The sequence below is a fragment of the Paenibacillus tianmuensis genome, assembly GCF_900100345.1.
Classification (GTDB): Bacteria; Bacillota; Bacilli; order Paenibacillales; family NBRC-103111; genus Paenibacillus_G; species Paenibacillus_G tianmuensis.
The window spans coordinates 31,765-51,266 of sequence record NZ_FMTT01000046.1; the positions used below are offsets into that span (position 1 = coordinate 31,765).

Consider the following 19,502-nt stretch of genomic DNA (forward strand, 5'->3'; position numbering starts at 1 on the left):
TTTGCTTGCGCGACGACAATAACGTGCGATTATTGCTTTTGACTAATCATATTCACAAACATGCGGATCGAGCCCGGAACCAGAGCCGGAATCTCGCGGTACCACACCAACGAGCTGTAAGTATATACCCCTTTGCCGTAACGCGCAGTGAGGAATGTGCCGGTAAACTCCTTCTCGCCCGGGTCCCCGTTCGAGATGAGCGCCGTATACTCCTTGCCCCATTCCGACGGGTTGTAGGCGGAGCGGTCTTGAATCCAATTGCTCCAATCCTGGTCCGTAATCTTGTTCGGCGAATTGAACATCGGATGATCCGGAGCCAGCATCGTGACTTTGGAATTCTCGTCCGTTACGCGCCATTGGATGAGCGGAGAGCCGATTTTGATCGGATACGGAGCAAGCTCCGGCGACCATTTGTCTTCCGGCTTATGATATTGGACGACGAGGTTGCCTCCATTCTGAACGTAGCTCAGCAAGCGCTGATTGCTCGGAATCAGTTCCGGACGGAACGCGTAAGCGCGAATGCCCAGCACGATCGTGTCATATTGGGAAAGATCCCCATATTGGATGTCCTTCGCTTCCAGCTTCACGACATCGACGCCCACCTGACGCAAGTATTGATCGATGTTGTCGAAGCCGCTGGAGACGTAGCCTACCTTCAATTTATCCGGAACCTTCAGGTCGAAGGCCTGGATTTTAAGCTCGGCCGGCTGCACCATGTACGTCTTGCCGATATGCGGATACTCGATGACCTGCGCGCCCTGCGTGCTCTGCACATCGCCGTTCTTCGCGACGGCCGTCACGGTGAATTTACCCGGAACGACGTTCGAAGCGGCCTTGACCGTGAACGCGACGGACTTCGTTTCGCCTTTGGTCGCAAAGCTCAGCTCTTCGGCTGCCGGCTCTGCCGTCCAGCCTTCCGGCACGTTCAGCGACACCGTAGCTTTGGAAGCGCCCGGCGTATAGTTGCGCACGGTGACCTTCACCGGAATCGGCTCTTGCGATTTGAGCGTATTCAAAATGGTTGCGTTCGGACTGAGCGACATCGAATACGGAGGCAGCACGGCTACGCCGTTCTGCGGCGTGACCTTCAGCGTCGTTGCCGTATCGTAAGCCTGGTATTCCACCTTCGCGTTGAACACCGAAGGATCGTAAGGCTTGAACAGCCGTGCGTTCGCAGGAATCGTCACCTCGAAGGTAGCCGATGCCGTCTCGTTGTAGCCTAATTGATCGAAGCTGGTCGCTCCGGCCGGCTTTGCCGTCCAACCACTGGGCACGTTTAGGCTCAGGTTGATTTTGTTCAATTTCACGGAACCGCCGTTGAAGGCCGACACGGTGACCTTCGTCGTCTGACCGGCAACCAGTTCGCTTGCGGCCGGCTTGACCTTCGCCACGACGGACGCCGATTCCATGCTCGCTTTATTCAACTGCTCTTCTTTGACATGGAGCCGGTGGAGCAGATCCTCCTTGGTCGCCGCCTCCAAACCGGATGCTTTGACGTCGGCCAGCGCCGTCTGGACGTCCGCTTTCATGTCATGGACTTCCTTCAGCACCTTGGCAAAGCTCGGGTAAGCGGCAACGACTTCGTCCGCATCCTTTTGCAGCTCGCGCAGATGCTTGACGATCTTGTTGTCTTTGCCCTTCGCGTCGATTTCTTTCGCCAAATCCTCGAAGGTAAAAGCGATGCCGTCGAAGAAGTCTTTTTCCTTGTCCGCCGATTTCACCGCGCTCAGATCCAGCTTATAGTAATTGCTGAACAAATCGCCTTGTACGGGACCTTCGTCATAGACCTTCCCCATGCCCTGACTCTTATGCATGAAGCGGGACTCTTCCCCGAGCTGGAGATAAGACGCTCCATAGATTTCGTTGTAATCCCCGATTGGGGCATTCACGGTGTAATCCTTGGCATTGGCAGGAAGATACAGCTTCTTGATCTGCCAAGGCTGAAGCCCTTGTTTCAGATGTTCAGGGAAAATCTCCGGATTCGCGGCATCTTTGAACGCCCGAACGGTAAGGACGTTGATCGTTCTGTGATGCCCGTGCGTGGAGGCTTCGTTCAAAAACGAAGGAATGATCACATCCGGACGCAGCTCGCGAATTTTCCGAATCAATCGTTCGTAAGCGACCGAGTCGCCCCATTTCTCCAGCGTTTCCTCAACGCTCTTGGAAAACCCGAAATCGTAGATCGGATCGTCCAGTTGCTCGCCCAGCATGCCCAACGTCACATTGGTGATCTTGGACGCTTCCTGCAGCTCGCGGGTCCGAATGATGCCGAGGGCCTGCCCCAGCTCGCTCCCGATTTCGTTCTGTCCCCCTTCTCCCCGGACAGCGATGACGCTGGAGGTATTAACCCCTCTCCCCAAGGAAAGATACGCCAAGGTCGCGCTGTGTTCATCGTCCGGGTGGGCCCCTGTGTTCATCGCGCTGGCAATCGTGGTCAGCGGTTTAATCGACTTCCACAAATCGACGACGCCCCGGTCCGCATACGCGGGCTGAGCTTGAGCGGGCAGCAGCATACCGCCCGCCAATACGGCGCTCATGACAATGGAACAAAACTTTGAGGTCGACTTACCTTTGATCATCTTACTCCTCCTCTGATGGTGGAATGTTCCTCAGCCGGAAATGGCCATTTTCCCGCTGTATATCATAACGTGGATGATGAACTCCTAGGTGTTCCCACGAGATGACCGTCAGTTACACGGCCGTGCTGTCGCCCGTCATTTTGCGCGAAACGAACAGCACGATAATGATCAACGTAATTTGCAGCACGCCATATGCACACGCCGTACCGAATTCGAACGAATACATCCGCTGGAAAATCTCGACAGAAAGCGGCGTGCTTTTCGCGGTGAAGAGCAGAATGGAGGAAACGAATTCCCCGATGCCCTGCACGAACGCGAGCAGCGTGCCCGCAAGTATCCCGCTCAGCGCCATCGGAAAGACGACCCGCCTGAAGCTGTACCACCAGGAAGCGCCCAGATTGCGCGCCGCCTCCTCGACCGAAACGTCCATCTGGATCAGCGTCGCCGACGTGGAGCGGAACACAAGCGGCAAATGACGGACGAAATACGCCAAAGGCAATATCCAGAAGCTGCCGATCAGCACCTGATTGAAGCTGAATACGGTAGGCTCGCTGAAGGCGGCGATCAGGTTGACCGCGACGACCGTTCCCGGCAGCGCCCACGGCAGCATGATCAGCACGTCCAGCAGCGTTTTGCCTTTGAATTTCAAGCGGACCATCGCATAAGCGGCCGCCACGCCGAATATAATGTTGCCGATCGTCGCTACGAAACTCATCTGAAAGCTGTTCGCAATCGGTCGCCACGTTTTGCTGTCCGTAAACAGCTTCACATAGTGCTTCGCCGTATATTCCGGAGGAAGAATCTGCGTCGTCCACGTGCCGTCCGTCGAGAACGATATCAAGACCAGCACGAGAATCGGAAGCAGCAGGATGATGACGCCGATAATCGACAGAATCATCGCGACGTATTTTCCTACGGCGCTCTTCACTTCCGTGCGGTGTACGCTGACGCCTTTGCTCAAGTTCTGGTAATTGCGCAGCCCTTGGTACCAGCGCATCACGAGCAGGAACAGGATGGACACGACGGACAGGATCGTGGACTGCGCCGCAGCCATATCCAGATTGCCGTTCGTCCGCGACAAATAAATCTGCATCGTCATCGTCCGCTCGATTCCGAAGATGAGCGGAGCCGTATACGAAGCCATCGCGATCATGAAGACGAGCAGCGAAGAGGCGACCAGCGCCGGCGTCAGCATCGGCAGAATGACGCGCCGCCATATATAGAGCCGTCCCGCGCCGAGACTCGCCGCCGCCTCTTCCAGAGACGGATCGAGACCGCGGATCGCCGAGGAAGCCGTCATGTAAAAGTAAGTGTACATCGTAAACGTATGCACCACGAGCACACCCCAGATCCCTTTCAAGGAAAACGGCACCTGATCAAGATGAAGCAGCGCTTTAAGCGCCCTTGGGATAATGCCACTTTCGCCGTACAAGAACGTAAACGACAGCACGCCGACAAGAGGCGGCAAAGCCATCGGCACGAGGACGAGGACGGCCAAAATTTTCCGGCCGGGAAACTCGTAGCGCTCCAGCAGGAACGCCATGGCGACGCCAACGATCGCGCAGGTGATGACGCTTAAGACGGAAATATAAATGCTGGTCCAGAGCGCCTCCAGGTTGGACGTATGCTCCAGGCTAAAAAACTTGGTATAGTTTTTCAGCGACAACTGATCCTCTACCTGGATACTTTGCACGAACGTCTGGAACAACGGATACACGACATAAGCCAGGAGCACCAAAAACAGAGGCGCGACCAGGACATAGACAAAATAAGGCGAGTGCGTGAAGGAGCCCAGCTTGGAGTAACTTGTTCCCGGTTTAGATCTCATAGATTCATCCCCTCGCTATCCCAAGAAATAGATGCTTTCTTTTGGAATGAACAGGGCGATCTCTTCCCCGCGTCCGCGCACCCGGTGCCCTTGATTGACGAACATCGCTTTCAATTGCTGGCCTGCCACTTGCGATACGTAGTTCACGCTGACTCCCGTAAATTCGGAGATGACCACGTTTCCTTTGACCACATTATCCTGCTGCTCCCCTTGCAGCGCTTCGCGGACCGCTTCCGGACGAATGGACATCGTCACGGTCTTGCCCGCTTCCAGCTTGCAGTCGAGCGAAGCGTTGGCGGTCAAGCCTCTCAGGCTAAGACCCGGAGCGAAACGGACGACCGCTTCGCCGCCCTCGATTCGTTCCACGGTTCCTTCCCACAGATTGGACTCTCCAATAAAGGAAGCGACAAACCGGTTGACCGGGCGGTTATATATTTCTTCTGGACTTCCGATCTGCTGGACGACCCCGCCCTGCATGACCATGATCCGGTCGGACATCGCCATCGCCTCGGCCTGATCGTGCGTGACGTAGATCGTCGTAATTCCCAGCTCCAGCTGAAGTCTCTTGATTTCGATTCTCGTTTCTTCTCTGAGCTTCGCATCAAGGTTCGATAACGGCTCATCCAAGAGCAAAATTTGCGGCTCGATAACCAGCGCGCGGGCCAAGGCAACCCGCTGCTGCTGGCCGCCGGACAATTGATCGATACGGCGGTTGCCGTAGCCTTCCAAGTGAACCTGCTTCTGTGCGCGTTCGACGCGCTGAACGATTTCGGATTTCGAGATTTTCCTTACTTGCAGACCGAATGCGATATTCTCAAACACCGTCATGTGCGGAAACAAAGCATAGTTTTGGAACACCATTCCCGTGTTTCTTTTGTTTGGGGGAAGGTTCGTGACATCTTGATCGCCGAATACGATACGGCCCTCGCTCGGATAATAAAACCCCGCGATCATCCGCAGCGTCGTTGTTTTGCCGCAGCCGCTTGGCCCGAGAAAGGTGAAGAACTCCCCCGGTTGAATCCGAATATTGACATCCGTAACTCCATTGACATTTCCGAATTGTTTGCTGACGTGATCCAGTATGACCTCTATCAAACAGGCTTCCTCCTTTGGTAAAATGTTCAGGCGGAGGAGCTCCTCCGCCCGAATGCATTATTTGGAACCTTTCCCTTTGATGTTCTCATCCCAATGCTGCATCCATTCTTTCTCTTTTTGCGCCATGACGGCCCAATCGATATTCAGCGGTTTCAGCTCCAGCCCTTTTAACCATGCCGGAAGCGTGTCTTTGTTGATGTCCGTACGCGTCGGAATTTGGTACAGCTTCTCCGCCAGCTCGACGCGCAGCTTCGAATCGAAGAGGAACTCGTAAAATTTCTTGGCCGCTTCCATGTTTTTCGCGCCTTTGACCACCCCGACGCCGTCGACCAGAATCGGCGCTCCGCTCGCAGGGTAAATGAAATCGAACGGCTGCTTTTGCAGCTCCTTCTGGATCATGATATCCTGCAGGTTCCACAGCGACAGCGTGCCTTCCTCGCGCGCCAGCTTCAGGTACAGGTTGGTCGGATCTTGGGCGTATTCCTTCGTATTGGCGTCAAGCTTTTTCAGCCAGTCGTACCCTTTCTTCGGATCGTTCGCGTCTTGACGGTAAATCAGGGAAGAATAAATCGTTCTCATCGTCCCGGAAGCAAGCACGCCGCGAATGATGATTTTGCCCTTGTACTTGGCATCGAGCAGGTCGTCCCAATCTTTGGGGGCGTCTTCTTTTTTCAGCGCTTTGGAGTTGTACATGATGACTTCCGGCAGCAGCATTTCGCCGTACCAGCGGTCCTGGCTGTCTTTGTACATCGCCGGGATTTTGTCGGCGAAGCTCGGTTTGACGCTTTCGAGCAGCCCTTCGTTCGCCGCCGTCATCAGCGCCGATTGTGTGCCGCCCCACCAGAAATCCGCTTGCGGGTTTGCCTTCTCCCCGCGTACGCGCTCCAGCACCTGCTGCGCTCCCATGGTAAGAACCTCGACTTCCATGCCGGGGTTTTGCTCTTTAAATTTCGGGATAATTTCTTCGACGACGTTTTTGTCCCTGGCCGTATAAATGACCAGCTTCTGCTTCTCGGACTTCGATGCCCCGGATGATTTGTCTTCCGGCTTTTGAGCGCCGTCGGATGCCCCTCCTCCACAGGCCGTAACCGTCAGCATCGCCATGCTGAGCACGGCCCCCGTTAACCAAGTCGTTGTTTTTTTCTTTGTCATGTTTTGACCTCCTGTGCTTTATGTGTAAATGTAAGCGTCTTCACTTAACCCAAACGGCATCGGAAGCGACAAAGCCGCTTACCGCTGCAGTTTGGAAGTGGACGGAAAAGCCTCCAGCGCGCAATGAATCGCTCCAATAAGTCCCGCCTGATCGCCGAGCGAGGCCATCTCGATTCGGGGAACGGAAGGAACCCAGTCGGTTAGCCATTGCTGTATTTTATGAATCCCTTCGTTCCCGATATGCAGCATTTCTCCGCTGAGGATCAGAAGCGCCGGGTCCATCACGCTCGTTAGATTGGCGATGCCGTAGGTCCAGTGCCGGCAGATGTCGTCGAGAAGCGCCTGTGCCGCTTCGACCCCGTTGTTTGCTTGATCGACGATTTGCTTGACGATGCTTGATCCCTCGTCCATCGAAGGGAGGACCGCTTTGGCCTTCTCGCGAATGGCCCGTACGGAATAGTTGCGCTCGAATACGCCGTATTCTCCCTTGGTCTGGTTCCCGACCGGACCGATCACCATATAACCGATCTCTCCGCTTGCCTCTTTGGCTCCGCGGTATAATTGCCCGTCGATCATAATGCCGGCGCCGATCCCTGTTCCCGCATACATATACACCAGATTGGAATGCCCGACGCCGATGCCCTTGTGAAATTCGCCGAGCGTCATCAAGTTAACGTCATTCTCGATGACCACGGGCAGCCCCAAGGCCGCTTCGATCTCCTTCCGCACGGGCAGCCCCATCCACCCCGTGCTGGGGGCGTAGCTGACCGTACCTTCGCTTCGCTGGGTAATCCCCGGCAAGCCGAGCCCCATGCCAAGCAGCCGTGCTTTGTCGAATCCGCTTTCATTCAGCAGCGCCGCAAGCCCTTGCTCGATGCTCTGAATGGCCGTCTCTCCGTTCATCGGGTGCGGCAAGCACGTCGTTCGCTGAATCAGCAGTTCCCCCTTCAGGTCGGCGATGGCCAACTGCAGGGTACTGCCTTCGAATACCGCGCCGATGACGCCGTAAGCTTGAAAATTATATTCCAGAAGGATGGGCTTCCTGCCGCCCTTCGATTCTCCGAGCCCGACCTCGCTGATCATGCCTTCCACGATCATCTCGTCCACCAAGGCCGATACGCACGGTCGGCTGAGCTCCGTTAATTTCGCCAAATCGGCTCTCGATACCCGGGGGTTTTCTCTCAATTGATGAAGAATGCCTTCCCGGTTAATATGCTTCACCAGCTTGGCGTTTCCCGTTTGGCCTCTGCCAATCAATACACTGTCCCCCCTTTCCGATTAAGTTAGTTAAAATGACTAACAAAGTTTTCTTATCATTATTTTATTGTATCCGCTTACAAATTGTCAACAACAAATTTTACATCTGTCTACATCTTTTCGCCGCCCCGAAAGCCAGCTTCTGTTCCGTGGTACTAAAGGAATAGACCGGAACTCCTTATTTGTAAGGAATCCCGGTCATTTTAGTCTCCAAACTGTTTATAAAAGTTCAATGTTTTCACTTTAGAACCAGTGGCCTTTGTAGGGTAATGGTTCCTCAAATCGCACACCTAACTGCTCGGCTGCTGCAATGGCCCAAAATGGATCTCTTAGCAAAGGCCTTCCAACTGCAATAAGGTCGGCGCGTTCATTTTGTAAAATTTCTTCTGCTTGCAGTCCGCTTTTAATTAGGCCTACAGCTGCTGTCGGAATCGTTACTCTTCTCCGAATAGCTTCGGAATACGGAACCTGATAACCCGGAAACGTATTTGGGGGGTCGGGATGAACTCCTCCACTACTGACGTCTATCAGGTCAACGCCCTGTTCTTTCATCATGGCGGAATATTGAACCGTATCATCGATACGATTGCCGATCTCCCCATATTCATCTGCCGATATCCGTACAAAAAGAGGTCCGCTCCATACGCTGCGTATGGATTCAATAACCTCGCTAAGCAGGCGGTATCGTCGTTCCAAGGAACCGCCGTAACCATCTGATCTTCTGTTCGTATACAAAGATAAAAAGTCATTTAGCAAATAGCCATGCGCCGCATGCAATTCGATTACATCGAAGCCCGCTGCAACTGCTCGAGCGGCGGCTGCTTTAAAGCTTTCAATCAGATCTTTAATCTCTTCTATCGTTAGCATACGACTCTCTCTGCCCTGGTGAGGAAGACCCGATGCTGAAACCGCGACTTCCGGCAAACTTGATTTACGACCGGCATGCCAAAGCTGAATTCCAACTTTTGATCCCTGTTGGTGCAGCATTGCAACCAGACGTTTCAGTTCTGTAACCTGATCATCGCTCCAAATTCCAAGTGATCCATGATTTCTGCCATCTTTTGTGACAGCCGATACTTCCAGCATAATGAGTCCTACCTGGCCAAGCGCCCGAGCTCCATAATGAATTACATGCCAATCTGTAATCTTTCCATCTTCGAGTGCCGATGCTGTGCCCATCGGAGACATCATAATCCGATTTTTCAGTTCCAGATTACGGATTTTCATTGGTAAAAATAATAAACTCACTCTCTCTCCCCCTTCATCTTTCTAAATTAATCATTTTCAAATTCTTCTTTATTATATATAGTTAAAGCAATGCTTTGAATGGATAAAAAACGGTTCATTCACGTGTTTTCCTAATTATAATAGGAATATAAGATCAGGAACTTTATTTTTTAAAGGAGTGAATTGGAATGGATAATACAGATAAAAAAATTATCGAGATCTTACAAGAACAAGGAAGGATTTCCATGAAAGAGCTCAGTAGTATGGTTAGCCTGTCCCAACCGGCAGTTACGGACCGAGTCCGTAAATTGGAGGAACATGGGGTGGTACGTCATTATCGTGCGGTCATTTCCCCCTCTACGATCAAAAAGTCCATCACCGCGTACTTGATGTTTTTAACAAAAGATTGCGAAGGCTTAGTCGAATTTTGCAGACAATCCATTGATCTGATTGAATGCCACCGAATCAGCGGACAATATAATTACCTTCTGAAAGTTGTAACCGAATCGATGCAGTCCCTTGAAGAATTTACCAACGCTTGTGGCAAATACGGGGATTCTGTGACGTTAATTGTGATGTCGTCACCTATTGAAAACAAGCCTTTAATTCCGCTAGTCGATCACAACTAAGAGCTGAAAACCTTTGCATTCTATGATGTTAAAAAAAATTTGAAATTTGGTGTAAAACAACACAGAAATCCCAGACATTATCCGTTATGATTAGATAAATGGTAAGCGATGATATCGGATCTGTATCTGGGCACTTGGATTCGATGGAGCTAGTAGTGCAACCGGACCACCCTTTCATGCGAAGGGTGTTTTTTGTTATTTCCAGGAAGTAATTATTCGGAGGTGGTAAAGAGGTAATGGCAAAGAAGAAAATTAGTACGCTGCTCGTCGCTCTGTTGATCATGATGCAGGCGCTGTATGCATTCGGCTTCTCGCCTCAGGTTCATGCAGCCGCGATTTCCAGCAACATTATCGATAGTGTAACGATGGCGGTGTACGACAAGTCCGGTAATGTGGTAACGGAGGACGTTTACGAACCGGGCTCGAAGGTGAAATTGGACTATACCTGGTCCTTGCCTAACGGCCACGGTTACAAGAACGGAGATACGTACACGTTCAAGCTGCCGGAGCAGTTCAAGCTTTACAACGATATCCCTGAGCAGCCGCTTATGTCAGGCAGCGATGCGATCGGGAAATTCAAGGTCATCAGGGATAGCCATGAGGTTATTATGACCTTGGACATGGTCGAGAACTTGTCGGATATCAGAGGCACTCTGACTTTCCAGACGGTATTCGATACGCAAGTAATTAATGGAAGTACGACACAGATTATTAAAATTCCGGTGAAAGGCGGAGAGCAGGTTTTTACGCTCCACTTTAAGCCGAACGTTGCTTCAACCATCGGAAAAAGCGGCGTAGCGAAAGGCTACAATACGAAAAGCATCGATTGGACGGTAGATGTGAACAAAGAACTGGCCGCTGTCCAGAACGCGGTCGTGACCGATCCGATTCCAGCCGGGTTGGGCGTTCCGGTCACCGTCGCCGTGTATGAGCTTAACGTAAACTTGAACGGCACCGTAGTTCAGGGAGCGCCGGTGGACGGCAGCCAATACAGTATGAGCACGGAAGGTAATGTCCTGAAGCTCAGCTTTAATGAAAGTCCGATTCGAGCGGCTTACCGTATTCAGTATACGACGCCGGTTACCGAGGGGGACAAAACTTCCTTTGTGAACAAGGCGACATTTGAAGGCAGCAACATACAGCCGACAAGCGCCACAGCTACTGTTACGGTACAGCGCGGCACGGCTCTGGACAAATCGTCGACAAAGTACGACCCCAACACGCAAACGATCGACTGGGAAATCAAGTACAATTACAACGAGAAGCCGATTACCCAGGCCAACGCTTTCTTGACGGATTTGTTCAACGATACGCAAGAGCTGGTAGCGGGTTCGCTCCAAGTCAACCAGGTGACGATCGACGCGAATGGCGGCGAGATACTTGGAGCCGAGTTGCCTGCAGCGAGCTACAAGGTGACCCCGGAGGCTGCAGCGGGAATCAACGGCTTTAAACTGCAGTTCCTGCAGGATATCTCGTTCGCTTACAAAATCAAGTACCAAACCAAAGCCAAGCAGCGCGTGATCGACTGGGCTAAGATAACGAACAAGGTAACTTCCGGGAGTGGAGACAGCGATACGGCTACGCGCAACATCAACCAGTATATTATTACCAAGGCCGTCTGGGCGGTGGACTATCAAGCCAAAACGGCAGTCTGGGGCATTACACTAAACCGGGACAATGAGCCGATGACCAGCGTGGTTGTGACGGACAGCTTCCCTAACAAGGGCATGCGTTTCCTTCCGGGATCGCTGGCCGTTAAAGAAGGGAACAAGCCGATGAACGCGGCGGATTACATCGTGGACGCCTCCGTACCGTCGGATCAAGGCTTTAAGATTACATTTAACAGAGCGTTGAACGGACCGGTGACGATTGCTTATACCACCGAGTTCAACATGGATTGGCTCGCCAACAATGCGGCGAATTTTCTGAATAATGCTACGGTCGCGTGGGTCGACGGCAAATCCAAGGATCAAACGAAGATGGTAACCGCCACGCTCGAGCCAAGGGACGAAGCGAAGAACAACGGGTTTAAAAACGGTGTCTATGACGCCTCCCTGAAACAAATTGCGTGGACGGTCGGCGTGAACTATAACGGCAAGACGCTTGCCGGGGCGGTCGTTCAAGATACGCTCGAGTCCGGCCAGAAGCTGCTCGACAATTCGCTTGTCGTATACAACATGAACATTGCAGCCAACGGCGACCCGTCTCAGGGTACGGTTGTCGACAGCACGCATTACAACTATACGGTCGGCAAGGACAACAAGCTGACCGTGACTTTCCTGAAGCCTGTTTCGGCTCCATACTATATTGTCTTTAAGACAAGTCTTGAAGGAAAGCTGATTGACAATAAAGTAAACAACACGGCAAACGTATTCGATGGAAAAACGCAGGTATCGAAAAATTTGACGGCTTCCGTCAACATTCCTTACGGCGGCGAATACTTGAACAAGAGCGGTGCGCAAAACGGCGATAAAATCAATTGGACGGTTCTCATTAACCGCGGGCAATCTGCTGTAACGAATGCCAAAATCGTCGATACGCCATCCGAGAATCAGCTTCTGCTGCCCGATACGTTCAAATTGTTTACGGCCAAAGTAGACGCTAACGGTAAGGTTTCCAAAGGAGCCGCACTGGTCAAAGAAGTGGACTATTCGCTGGAAATCAAGACGGACGATAGCGGAAAGCAGTCACTCGAATTGAACTTCCTGAAAAAACTGTCTACCGCAGCTATTTTGGAATATCAATCTTTGATTGTTGCCAAAGATCAGGATAAAGTCTCCAACAAAATCACATTTACAGGCAATAACGAAACTACGGTGACCAAGGAGACATCCACCAGCATCGTCGTTGGAGTCAGCAGCGGGTCCGGTACGATCGGCGGGGTCAGAGGCTCGCTTACCGTCGTGAAAGTGGACGCAGCGAACGATAAAACCCGTCTTGGCGGGGCAACCTTCGAGCTTTACCGAAAAACCGGCACGGATAAACTTCTTGTCGGTACGCTGACAACCGATGCGAGCGGAACGGTCATCTTCAAGAAATTGCTCGCCGGAGATTATGTCGTGAAGGAAACGGCGGCTCCAGACGGTTATGTACTCGATGCCAAAGAGTATCCGGTTTCGATTAAAAGCGCAGACGGCTTTCAATTAACTGTCGCCAACACCAAATCGGTTACACCGGAGCCGCCGGTAATCAAAGGCTCGTTGACGGTGAAAAAGGTGGATTCGGCGAAATCCGATCTGCTGCTCAGCGGCGCGACCTTCGAGCTATATGAGAAGAAAGGCGCCAGCTTGACGCTCATCAGCACAAAAACGACGAATGCGGGCGGTACGGTCTCATTCGATAAGCTGCCCGTAGGAGATTATGTTGTAAAGGAAACGGCGGCTCCAGACGGCTATGTGCTCAATTCCAAGGAGCATCCGGTTTCGATCCAAAACACGGACAACGTTAAGCTCACAGTCACAAACGATAAGACCAGCACACCGAAGCCGCCGACACCGACAACACCACCAACACCGTCGGCAGTTCAAGGCATGTTGACGGTGAAAAAGGTAGATTCGGCGCAAAACGATCTGCTGCTCAGCGGAGCAACCTTCGAGCTTTACGAGAAGAAAGAGGCAGGCTTGACACGGATTGGCACGAAAACGACGGATGCACACGGAACGGTCGTTTTCGATAAGCTGCCTACAGGGGAATACGTTGTGAAGGAAACGGTGGCTCCAACCGGTTATGTGCTCGATTCCAAAGAGTATCCGGTTTCGATTAAAACCGCAGACGGCCACTCGTTAACGGTAACTAACGCGAAATCATCGTCGGGTTCAGGTTCGTCGGATTCAGGTTCATCGGGTTCATCGGGTTCATCGGGTTCATCGGGTTCATCGGGTTCATCGGGTTCATCGGGTTCTTCGGGTTCTTCGGGTTCATCCGGTTCTTCTTCGCCGACGACAACCGTAACCACAACAACGACGACGCCGAATTCGACGTCGACGGGAATTCAACCAGACGGCAATAAACCGAATGATCAGGAAACGATCGATAGCAATCCCAAGGTTCCGTTAGGCCCTCCGACGGTTGACCCATCGCAGAATGGGAATAAAACGACCCCGCCGGACCTTTCGAAAAATCCGGAAAAACCGGACGGAAACGAAACGATCGAGCTTGCGAATCGGGAAGTGCCGCTAGGCAACCCGCCGAGCAACAAAACTAAAAAAGAAACGCTGCCGAAAACAGGAGAATCCAACCCTGTCTACATCCAACTGGCAGGTGTTGCCTTGGTCCTTCTTGGATTTATGATGCGTCGTAAATTTATAAAGAACTAAAAAAACTTTTCCTAACGCGCGCCTCTTCCGGCGCGCGTTAGGCCATTTGCTAGGACTAAGGAGGGGGCTCGGATGATCAAAAGAACGCTGCCGATCCTGTGTATTTTTCTGGGAATAGCGACTTTTCTCTACCCTGCGATCAACGATCGTTATGAAAGCTACCGGCAGCAACAAATGATGAATCAATGGACGGAAACCTTGAAGCGTATCGATCAAGCTGCCGATACCACAGATTCGAAGCAGCAAACACTTAATCTCGTACCTATATCGGCAGTCGCTGCTGTTCCTGCGGACAGTCAGTCGCAGCCTTCGAATGCCGAGCCGGAATCCGTACCGGCCCCATTGCAGGGAAAGCCCATCGAGGGAGTTTTGACCATCGAGAAGATTAAACTGAAGCTACCGATTATAACGGACGCAACCGTGAACAATCTGAAGTCTTCCGTTGCGAGCATCGCAGGTACCGGGAAAGCCGGCGCCGTAGGGAATTATGCCATTGCCGGACATCGCAACTTCACGTACGGGAAAAATTTTAACAGGCTGGATGAAGTTGACAAAGGAGATCTCGTCGAAGTCGATACCGGAAAACAGCAATACCGGTATGAGGTCCAAGAGAAGCTATACGTTCTCCCTGAGGATGTCTGGGTGTTGAAGGGCAACGGCAAAGACAAGGAAATTACGTTAATCACCTGTCATCCTATGGAAAACCCGACACATCGTATCATTGTGAAAGGGAAATTGATAGAGAACCAATAATATGGTATGCTAGAGACATAAAAAAAATATTTCGGTGCTTTCAACCGACAAAGGCAAACCTAACGAAAGTTGGGGACGCAAAGCTAAAGGGCCTTCCTTAGTGTCTAACTAAGATGGCAGCCAGTTACCGAAAGGAGAGCTTTTTTATGTTCAAAAAGCTTTTGGCGATGACATTCATCACTACATTGCTGCTCGCAGCACCAAAAGGAACATATGCCGCAACCGAAACTTACCAAATCGACCGAACCGCTCTGAATAAAGGACTTATCGCGGTTAATTACACACATAATCCCGATGCGAAAACGATTGTTCGAATATCGAAGGGCAATGAAAACTACGACTATAACCTGACGAACGGGGCGCGTTATCCGTTGCAGCGAGGCAATGGCACGTACAGCGTTCTGATCGCGCAGTTAATAAGTGATAATAAATATAAAGTCATTTCGAAAGAAAGCGTCGAGCTGAAATTGGAAAACGAAAATGCGGTTTTCGTCCAATCGATTCCGCTTATTAACTGGAACGGCCATACGAAAGCCGTCGTCCAGACAACCAAGCTGACAAACGCCGCAAAGACAGATATGGAAAAAACGGCGGCAATCTATACTTATATAACGCATAACATCAAGTACGATTACGAGAAAGCTCAATCGGTCAAAACCGATTATATTCCTAATCTGGATGCCGTTTACGATTCGTCGAAAGGCATTTGCTACGATTACGCGGCCATATTTGCGGCGATGGCCAGAAGTCAAAATATCCCGACCCGCCTGCTTATGGGATATGAAGCCTCGGCCCCATCGACGTACCATGCGTGGAATCAAGTTTTCTTAAATGGACAATGGGTCACGATCGACACGACGTACGACGCAACCCGCGTGCAAAACGGCGAGAAAACCCCGATGATCAAAAATGCGGCGGATTACACGATTACTCAGGTCTATTAGTTCGTTATAATGAACAACATAGGACACTATTACGAACCTCAACCGTATTCGTTCGAAATACGGTTTTTCTTTGTTCATTTTTCTTAACCGATATTGACAGAGGCAACCCGAGGAGGTATGATCCAAATACAAGTTTTTCTATTGGAATTCACACCATAGAGGAGGCTTTTTGCCATGCATCGTTCCGTTAACAAGAAGAAAAGGTTATTCCCGCTCGCAGCCGTCAGCTTATCGGCGGCTTTGCTCTACTCCGGACTGTACGGTGGTACCACAGTTCGTGCGGAAGCAGCCTCCGCTCCTGCGGCACCGTCTTCCGCGGTGTCATCTCCCTCTGCGGCGGCCTATAAAGCCTTTTTGCAGAGCCAGTACCAGATCGAGCTCCTGGCTGCGCCTACGAAGGGCGAATTTATTCGGGACGTGGCGAAAGCGCTGAAGCTCAGAGGCGCCTCCGCCGGGGAGAACCGGTTTAACGATCTGAAACCCGAAGACCCTGCATACGCGGCCGCCCAGGCTTTGGCCGAGAAGGGCGTTTTGTCCGGCGGGACGCTGCAAGCAGCGGCACCCCTCACGGAAGATGCGGCGGTCTATATTGCGCTGAAAGCCGCTAATTTGAAGGAGCTCGCCTATACATACCCCGAAGCGAAAATCCAATCGGCGCTGCGCAAGCTCGGCATCGACTACCCCGGTAATCCGAAATTGTCGCTGCAAGCGGCGCAGGAATTGGCAGCGGCCGTGGACACGGGCCTGCTCCCTGCCGCATGGCACAGCTCGTTCGCCCTCGGCGACGCGGCATCTGGTGATTTTGCCGCCGACCTGCTTGGCAGCGTCCTGTCGTTCAAAGGCGCTTACAAGCACACGATTGGCTCCGTGGCCGACGCGGATATTTTCGCCAAGCTGTACCAAGCATATCAGACGCAGGATCTGATTCAGGTGAAGGAACTGCAAGCCGTCGTTGACGAAGCGCTGAAGCAGAACTTGATCACCGGCTACAATCTGAAGGACTCCCGCTACAGCGCGAACTTCGATCCGAAGCTGTCGCTGACTTACGGGCACGACGATATTACGCATGCCGTACAATTGATCGGACTGCTGCGCAGCGAGGGCTTGAATGCCAAAGTGCAGTTGGAGCCGAAAACGTCGGCCTTCGTCTACCTGAAGGAGTGGGGCGAGCCGAAGCAAACGGACAGCTACAAGGTCGTGCAGATCGAGAACGGCAACTACATCGCCTATGCGAAGGAATATGACATTGCCTTCGAATTCGATACAGCAGAGCAAAAAGCGAAGTTTCAGAACGTGATTTTCCAATACGCCAAAAAGAACAGCGAGGACGCCAAAGGCCTGATCGCCAGCTCCTGGTGGCAGCCGCTCTACTATTCGCTTACCCCGATGGACACGTACAAGGAAATCTCGAACAATAAGCTGACCGCAGGCCACTATTATGCGCAGACGTTCTCCTTGTCAGCCAAAATCACTGAGATCGCATCCGGTCTTCAAAAGATCCGTCCGGACGCCAAAGTGGAGTCTTACCGCTTCTGGGTCGATGAGCCGTTCTACAACTATTTGCTCGGCGGCTATAAATAATCCTGCGCTAACCACGCTTTAGAGGAAGGGGCATGGAGGGCTTTGCAGCCCATCCATGCCCCTTCCCTGTTGTTTTTATAGATAGCATAATTTCTGTTGTAGTAAAAGAAAAGCAGCCTCTTAAAGAAGGCTGCTTACTTTGACCTCTAATGGAATAGATTAGCTGAATTACTGCCTTTCTTGTCGTTACGCAGTCCGAATGCAGCAAATAGGGCGATAATCACGGCTAAGGTCGTAGCCAGAAATGCATCGGAAAATCCTATCGCATCAAGAGTATACAGTGGATTTAACGATTCGGGAGCATCTCTTCGTGCATGCAAAAATGCTCCGATAACTCCTGCTCCCGTTCCTGCTCCAAGATACAAGGCTCCCTGGAACAAGCCCATTCCAGCACCAACTTGATCTTTTTGAAGAGCGCCTACAGCAGCATTATTGGCAGGTGAGTTGATGAAAGCAAATGCTATACCCACCCCCATAACTCCAATTGAAACCAAAATAGGAGATGCTCCAGAGGCAAATGACGACAAGAACAGGATGGAAATTCCCGCGATGATCAGCCCGATGATCAAAAGTGGTTTGGTTCCGACTCGATCAGAGATTCGCCCAACCCATGGTGAAAGGAGTGCAACTGCGGCACCTCCTGGTAAAAGTGTCAGTCCAGCTTTTCCGGGAGTAAGCCCATTGATTTCAACAATTAACAGTGGTACAAATACAAGAACAGCAAAATAGGCAAACATGGAGAAGAAAGCGACTACGAGTGAGTTAATAAAAAATCTGTTTTTGAACAGAACCGGCGGTACAAATGGCTTGCTTGCTGTACGTATACGCCAAATGAAGCCAATCAAGCTTACTAAGGACCCCAGCAGACTTCCTAGAGAAGAAGATGAGGCGAAGCCAGCTGACTCCCCTTGTGTTACCCCAAACAACAAAAGTCCTGCGGTCAGGCCGAGTAGGGCACCGCCGACCAAATCAAATCTCCGTTCGCCATTACCTTCTAATGTTGGTTTAATCGGTGGTAAAGCATATATAGATCCACCTACTATAAGGAGCGACAGAATAAATGTTATCCAGAATAGAGAGTGCCATCCCCAAATTTGACCAACAATTCCTCCGAAAATCGGTCCGAAAGCCGTTCCAATTCCTATGCACCCTGCAACAACACCTAAAGCCGATCCACGTTTTCCTTCCGGAAAAACCTTAGAAATAGCCACAACGGATAGGATAGGAATGGCAGACATTCCTGCGCCTTGAACCATTCGGCCAAATACTAATACTGGAAGACTTGGAGCAACGGCACAGATAAGACTTCCAAGAGTCAATATGGAAGTAGCAAATGTGAACAGCTTCCTCAGCTCAAAAAAATCAGACATCCTACCGTAAAGGGGAACCCCAATTGCTAGTACAAGGGCAACGCCACTTACTACCCAACTTACTTGCGCCTTTGAAGCTTTCAAAGACTCGCTTATCATACTCAGAACAGGATTCACCATATCTACAGTAATGGCAGCCAGAAGGGAAGATAAAACTAAGACCGTCATCAACAACTTTGTAAATGCTCTATTTTGATCGTTTGATTTTGTAATTGTGTTCATTTTGCTATGGCCTCCTAAAATATTGTATTACTATTTTAGGAGGCTAAATCGACTGCTTTCTTAGACAAGAAGGCAAAAAGTAACCGGTAACTATTTTCATGAATTGTATATCTGAAAAAGGGCGTACGTATCCCGTTGCAAAAAAAATCGCTTGAAACTTTTACACTTTTTCCTAAAACGCCATTCATGAAAACAGCCGCCATCTCTTTTCACCTCCTTACCTTACAAATATTTGATTATTATATTCGAAAATAACAGGCCTGTTGATTAACCAAATTATGTAATCTAAACAACCCTCTGGGGGTTATGTGTCTGCACAATATATTGAATCTTTATAAGCCATTCAGCAGGCAGCAGATGAAGAGCGAATAAACGTGTAAATCGGACAAAGGAGAGTTCCACATGCCGAGATATGGATGCAGAAACGGAGTCAAACAGCCATTTCAGCAGAACGTACACCATCAATGCTGCAAATAACTGACCATAAACGGCGTTCTCTGTTGTCCCAAACAACGTAGGAATGTTTAAATGCTGCTTAATCCAACGAAA

The 19,502-nt window shown here is 50.9% G+C and carries 12 protein-coding genes, 1 pseudogene and 2 riboswitches; of the genes and pseudogenes, 5 read left to right on the forward strand and 8 right to left on the reverse strand.

Annotated elements, in window-relative coordinates; translation table 11 throughout:
• Nucleotides 1-29: 29 nt before the first annotated feature.
• From BLO51_RS23085 to namA, 6 genes are all read right to left on the reverse strand, one after another.
• Nucleotides 30-2,579 (reverse strand): NEW3 domain-containing protein, encoded by a 2,550-nt coding sequence (locus BLO51_RS23085; protein WP_090675592.1) that lies wholly within the window; start codon nt 2,577-2,579, stop codon nt 30-32.
• 112 nt (nt 2,580-2,691) lie between these two features.
• Nucleotides 2,692-4,407, reverse strand: a complete 1,716-nt coding sequence (locus BLO51_RS23090) for an ABC transporter permease (RefSeq protein ID WP_090675594.1) — start codon at nt 4,405-4,407, stop codon at nt 2,692-2,694.
• Nucleotides 4,408-4,422: 15 nt separating this feature from the next.
• The gene (locus BLO51_RS23095) at nt 4,423-5,502 is read right to left on the reverse strand and encodes an ABC transporter ATP-binding protein (protein WP_090675596.1); all 1,080 of its coding nucleotides are present in this window, start codon (nt 5,500-5,502) and stop codon (nt 4,423-4,425) included.
• 57 nt (nt 5,503-5,559) lie between these two features.
• Nucleotides 5,560-6,654, reverse strand: coding sequence for an extracellular solute-binding protein (locus BLO51_RS23100; RefSeq protein WP_090675597.1), 1,095 nt, complete (start codon nt 6,652-6,654; stop codon nt 5,560-5,562).
• A gap of 78 nt (nt 6,655-6,732) precedes the next feature.
• Nucleotides 6,733-7,911, reverse strand: coding sequence for an ROK family transcriptional regulator (locus tag BLO51_RS23105; RefSeq protein ID WP_090675599.1), 1,179 nt, complete (start codon nt 7,909-7,911; stop codon nt 6,733-6,735).
• A 243-nt stretch (nt 7,912-8,154) separates the two neighbouring features.
• Nucleotides 8,155-9,159, reverse strand: coding sequence for an NADPH dehydrogenase NamA (gene namA / locus BLO51_RS23110; RefSeq protein WP_281180418.1), 1,005 nt, complete (start codon nt 9,157-9,159; stop codon nt 8,155-8,157).
• A gap of 167 nt (nt 9,160-9,326) precedes the next feature.
• On the opposite strand from namA, the gene BLO51_RS23115 reads away from it, so the two are divergent.
• From BLO51_RS23115 to BLO51_RS23135, 5 genes are all read left to right on the forward strand, one after another.
• Nucleotides 9,327-9,767, forward strand: a complete 441-nt coding sequence (locus BLO51_RS23115) for an Lrp/AsnC family transcriptional regulator (protein ID WP_090675603.1) — start codon at nt 9,327-9,329, stop codon at nt 9,765-9,767.
• 92 nt (nt 9,768-9,859) lie between these two features.
• Nucleotides 9,860-9,943, forward strand: a riboswitch (cyclic di-GMP riboswitch).
• 60 nt (nt 9,944-10,003) lie between these two features.
• Nucleotides 10,004-14,083 carry a collagen binding domain-containing protein gene (locus BLO51_RS23120; RefSeq protein WP_090675604.1) on the forward strand — a complete coding sequence of 1,360 codons (4,080 nt, stop codon included), beginning with the start codon at nt 10,004-10,006 and terminating at the stop codon, nt 14,081-14,083.
• 72 nt (nt 14,084-14,155) lie between these two features.
• The gene (locus BLO51_RS23125; RefSeq protein ID WP_090675606.1) at nt 14,156-14,836 is read left to right on the forward strand and encodes a class D sortase; all 681 of its coding nucleotides are present in this window, start codon (nt 14,156-14,158) and stop codon (nt 14,834-14,836) included.
• 42 nt (nt 14,837-14,878) lie between these two features.
• A riboswitch (cyclic di-GMP riboswitch) is annotated at nt 14,879-14,968 on the forward strand.
• Between the two features lie 14 nt (nt 14,969-14,982).
• Nucleotides 14,983-15,780 (forward strand): transglutaminase-like domain-containing protein, encoded by a 798-nt coding sequence (locus BLO51_RS23130; RefSeq protein ID WP_090675608.1) that lies wholly within the window; start codon nt 14,983-14,985, stop codon nt 15,778-15,780.
• A 174-nt stretch (nt 15,781-15,954) separates the two neighbouring features.
• Nucleotides 15,955-17,361 carry a hypothetical protein gene (locus BLO51_RS23135; RefSeq protein WP_090675610.1) on the forward strand — a complete coding sequence of 469 codons (1,407 nt, stop codon included), beginning with the start codon at nt 15,955-15,957 and terminating at the stop codon, nt 17,359-17,361.
• Nucleotides 17,362-17,507: 146 nt separating this feature from the next.
• Here BLO51_RS23135 and BLO51_RS23140 read toward each other — a convergent pair whose 3' ends face one another.
• Together BLO51_RS23140 and BLO51_RS31055 are read right to left on the reverse strand one after the other, a co-directional pair.
• Nucleotides 17,508-18,953 (reverse strand): MFS transporter, encoded by a 1,446-nt coding sequence (locus tag BLO51_RS23140; RefSeq protein ID WP_090675612.1) that lies wholly within the window; start codon nt 18,951-18,953, stop codon nt 17,508-17,510.
• 285 nt (nt 18,954-19,238) lie between these two features.
• Nucleotides 19,239-19,502 (reverse strand): annotated as a pseudogene (locus tag BLO51_RS31055) (IS4 family transposase); the annotation flags it as partial.

Excerpts from the sequence above, each read along its gene's own strand:
- BLO51_RS23085 (WP_090675592.1), bottom strand. The coding sequence starts at position 2,579 with ATGATCAAAGGTAAGTCGACCTCAAAGTTTTGTTCCATTGTCATGAGC.
- BLO51_RS23090 (WP_090675594.1), bottom strand. The coding sequence starts at position 4,407 with ATGAGATCTAAACCGGGAACAAGTTACTCCAAGCTGGGCTCCTTCACG.
- BLO51_RS23100 (WP_090675597.1), bottom strand. The coding sequence starts at position 6,654 with ATGACAAAGAAAAAAACAACGACTTGGTTAACGGGGGCCGTGCTCAGC.
- BLO51_RS23115 (WP_090675603.1), top strand. The coding sequence starts at position 9,327 with ATGGATAATACAGATAAAAAAATTATCGAGATCTTACAAGAACAAGGA.
- BLO51_RS23120 (WP_090675604.1), top strand. The coding sequence starts at position 10,004 with ATGGCAAAGAAGAAAATTAGTACGCTGCTCGTCGCTCTGTTGATCATG.
- BLO51_RS23125 (WP_090675606.1), top strand. The coding sequence starts at position 14,156 with ATGATCAAAAGAACGCTGCCGATCCTGTGTATTTTTCTGGGAATAGCG.
- BLO51_RS23130 (WP_090675608.1), top strand. The coding sequence starts at position 14,983 with ATGTTCAAAAAGCTTTTGGCGATGACATTCATCACTACATTGCTGCTC.
- BLO51_RS23135 (WP_090675610.1), top strand. The coding sequence starts at position 15,955 with ATGCATCGTTCCGTTAACAAGAAGAAAAGGTTATTCCCGCTCGCAGCC.
- BLO51_RS23140 (WP_090675612.1), bottom strand. The coding sequence starts at position 18,953 with ATGAACACAATTACAAAATCAAACGATCAAAATAGAGCATTTACAAAG.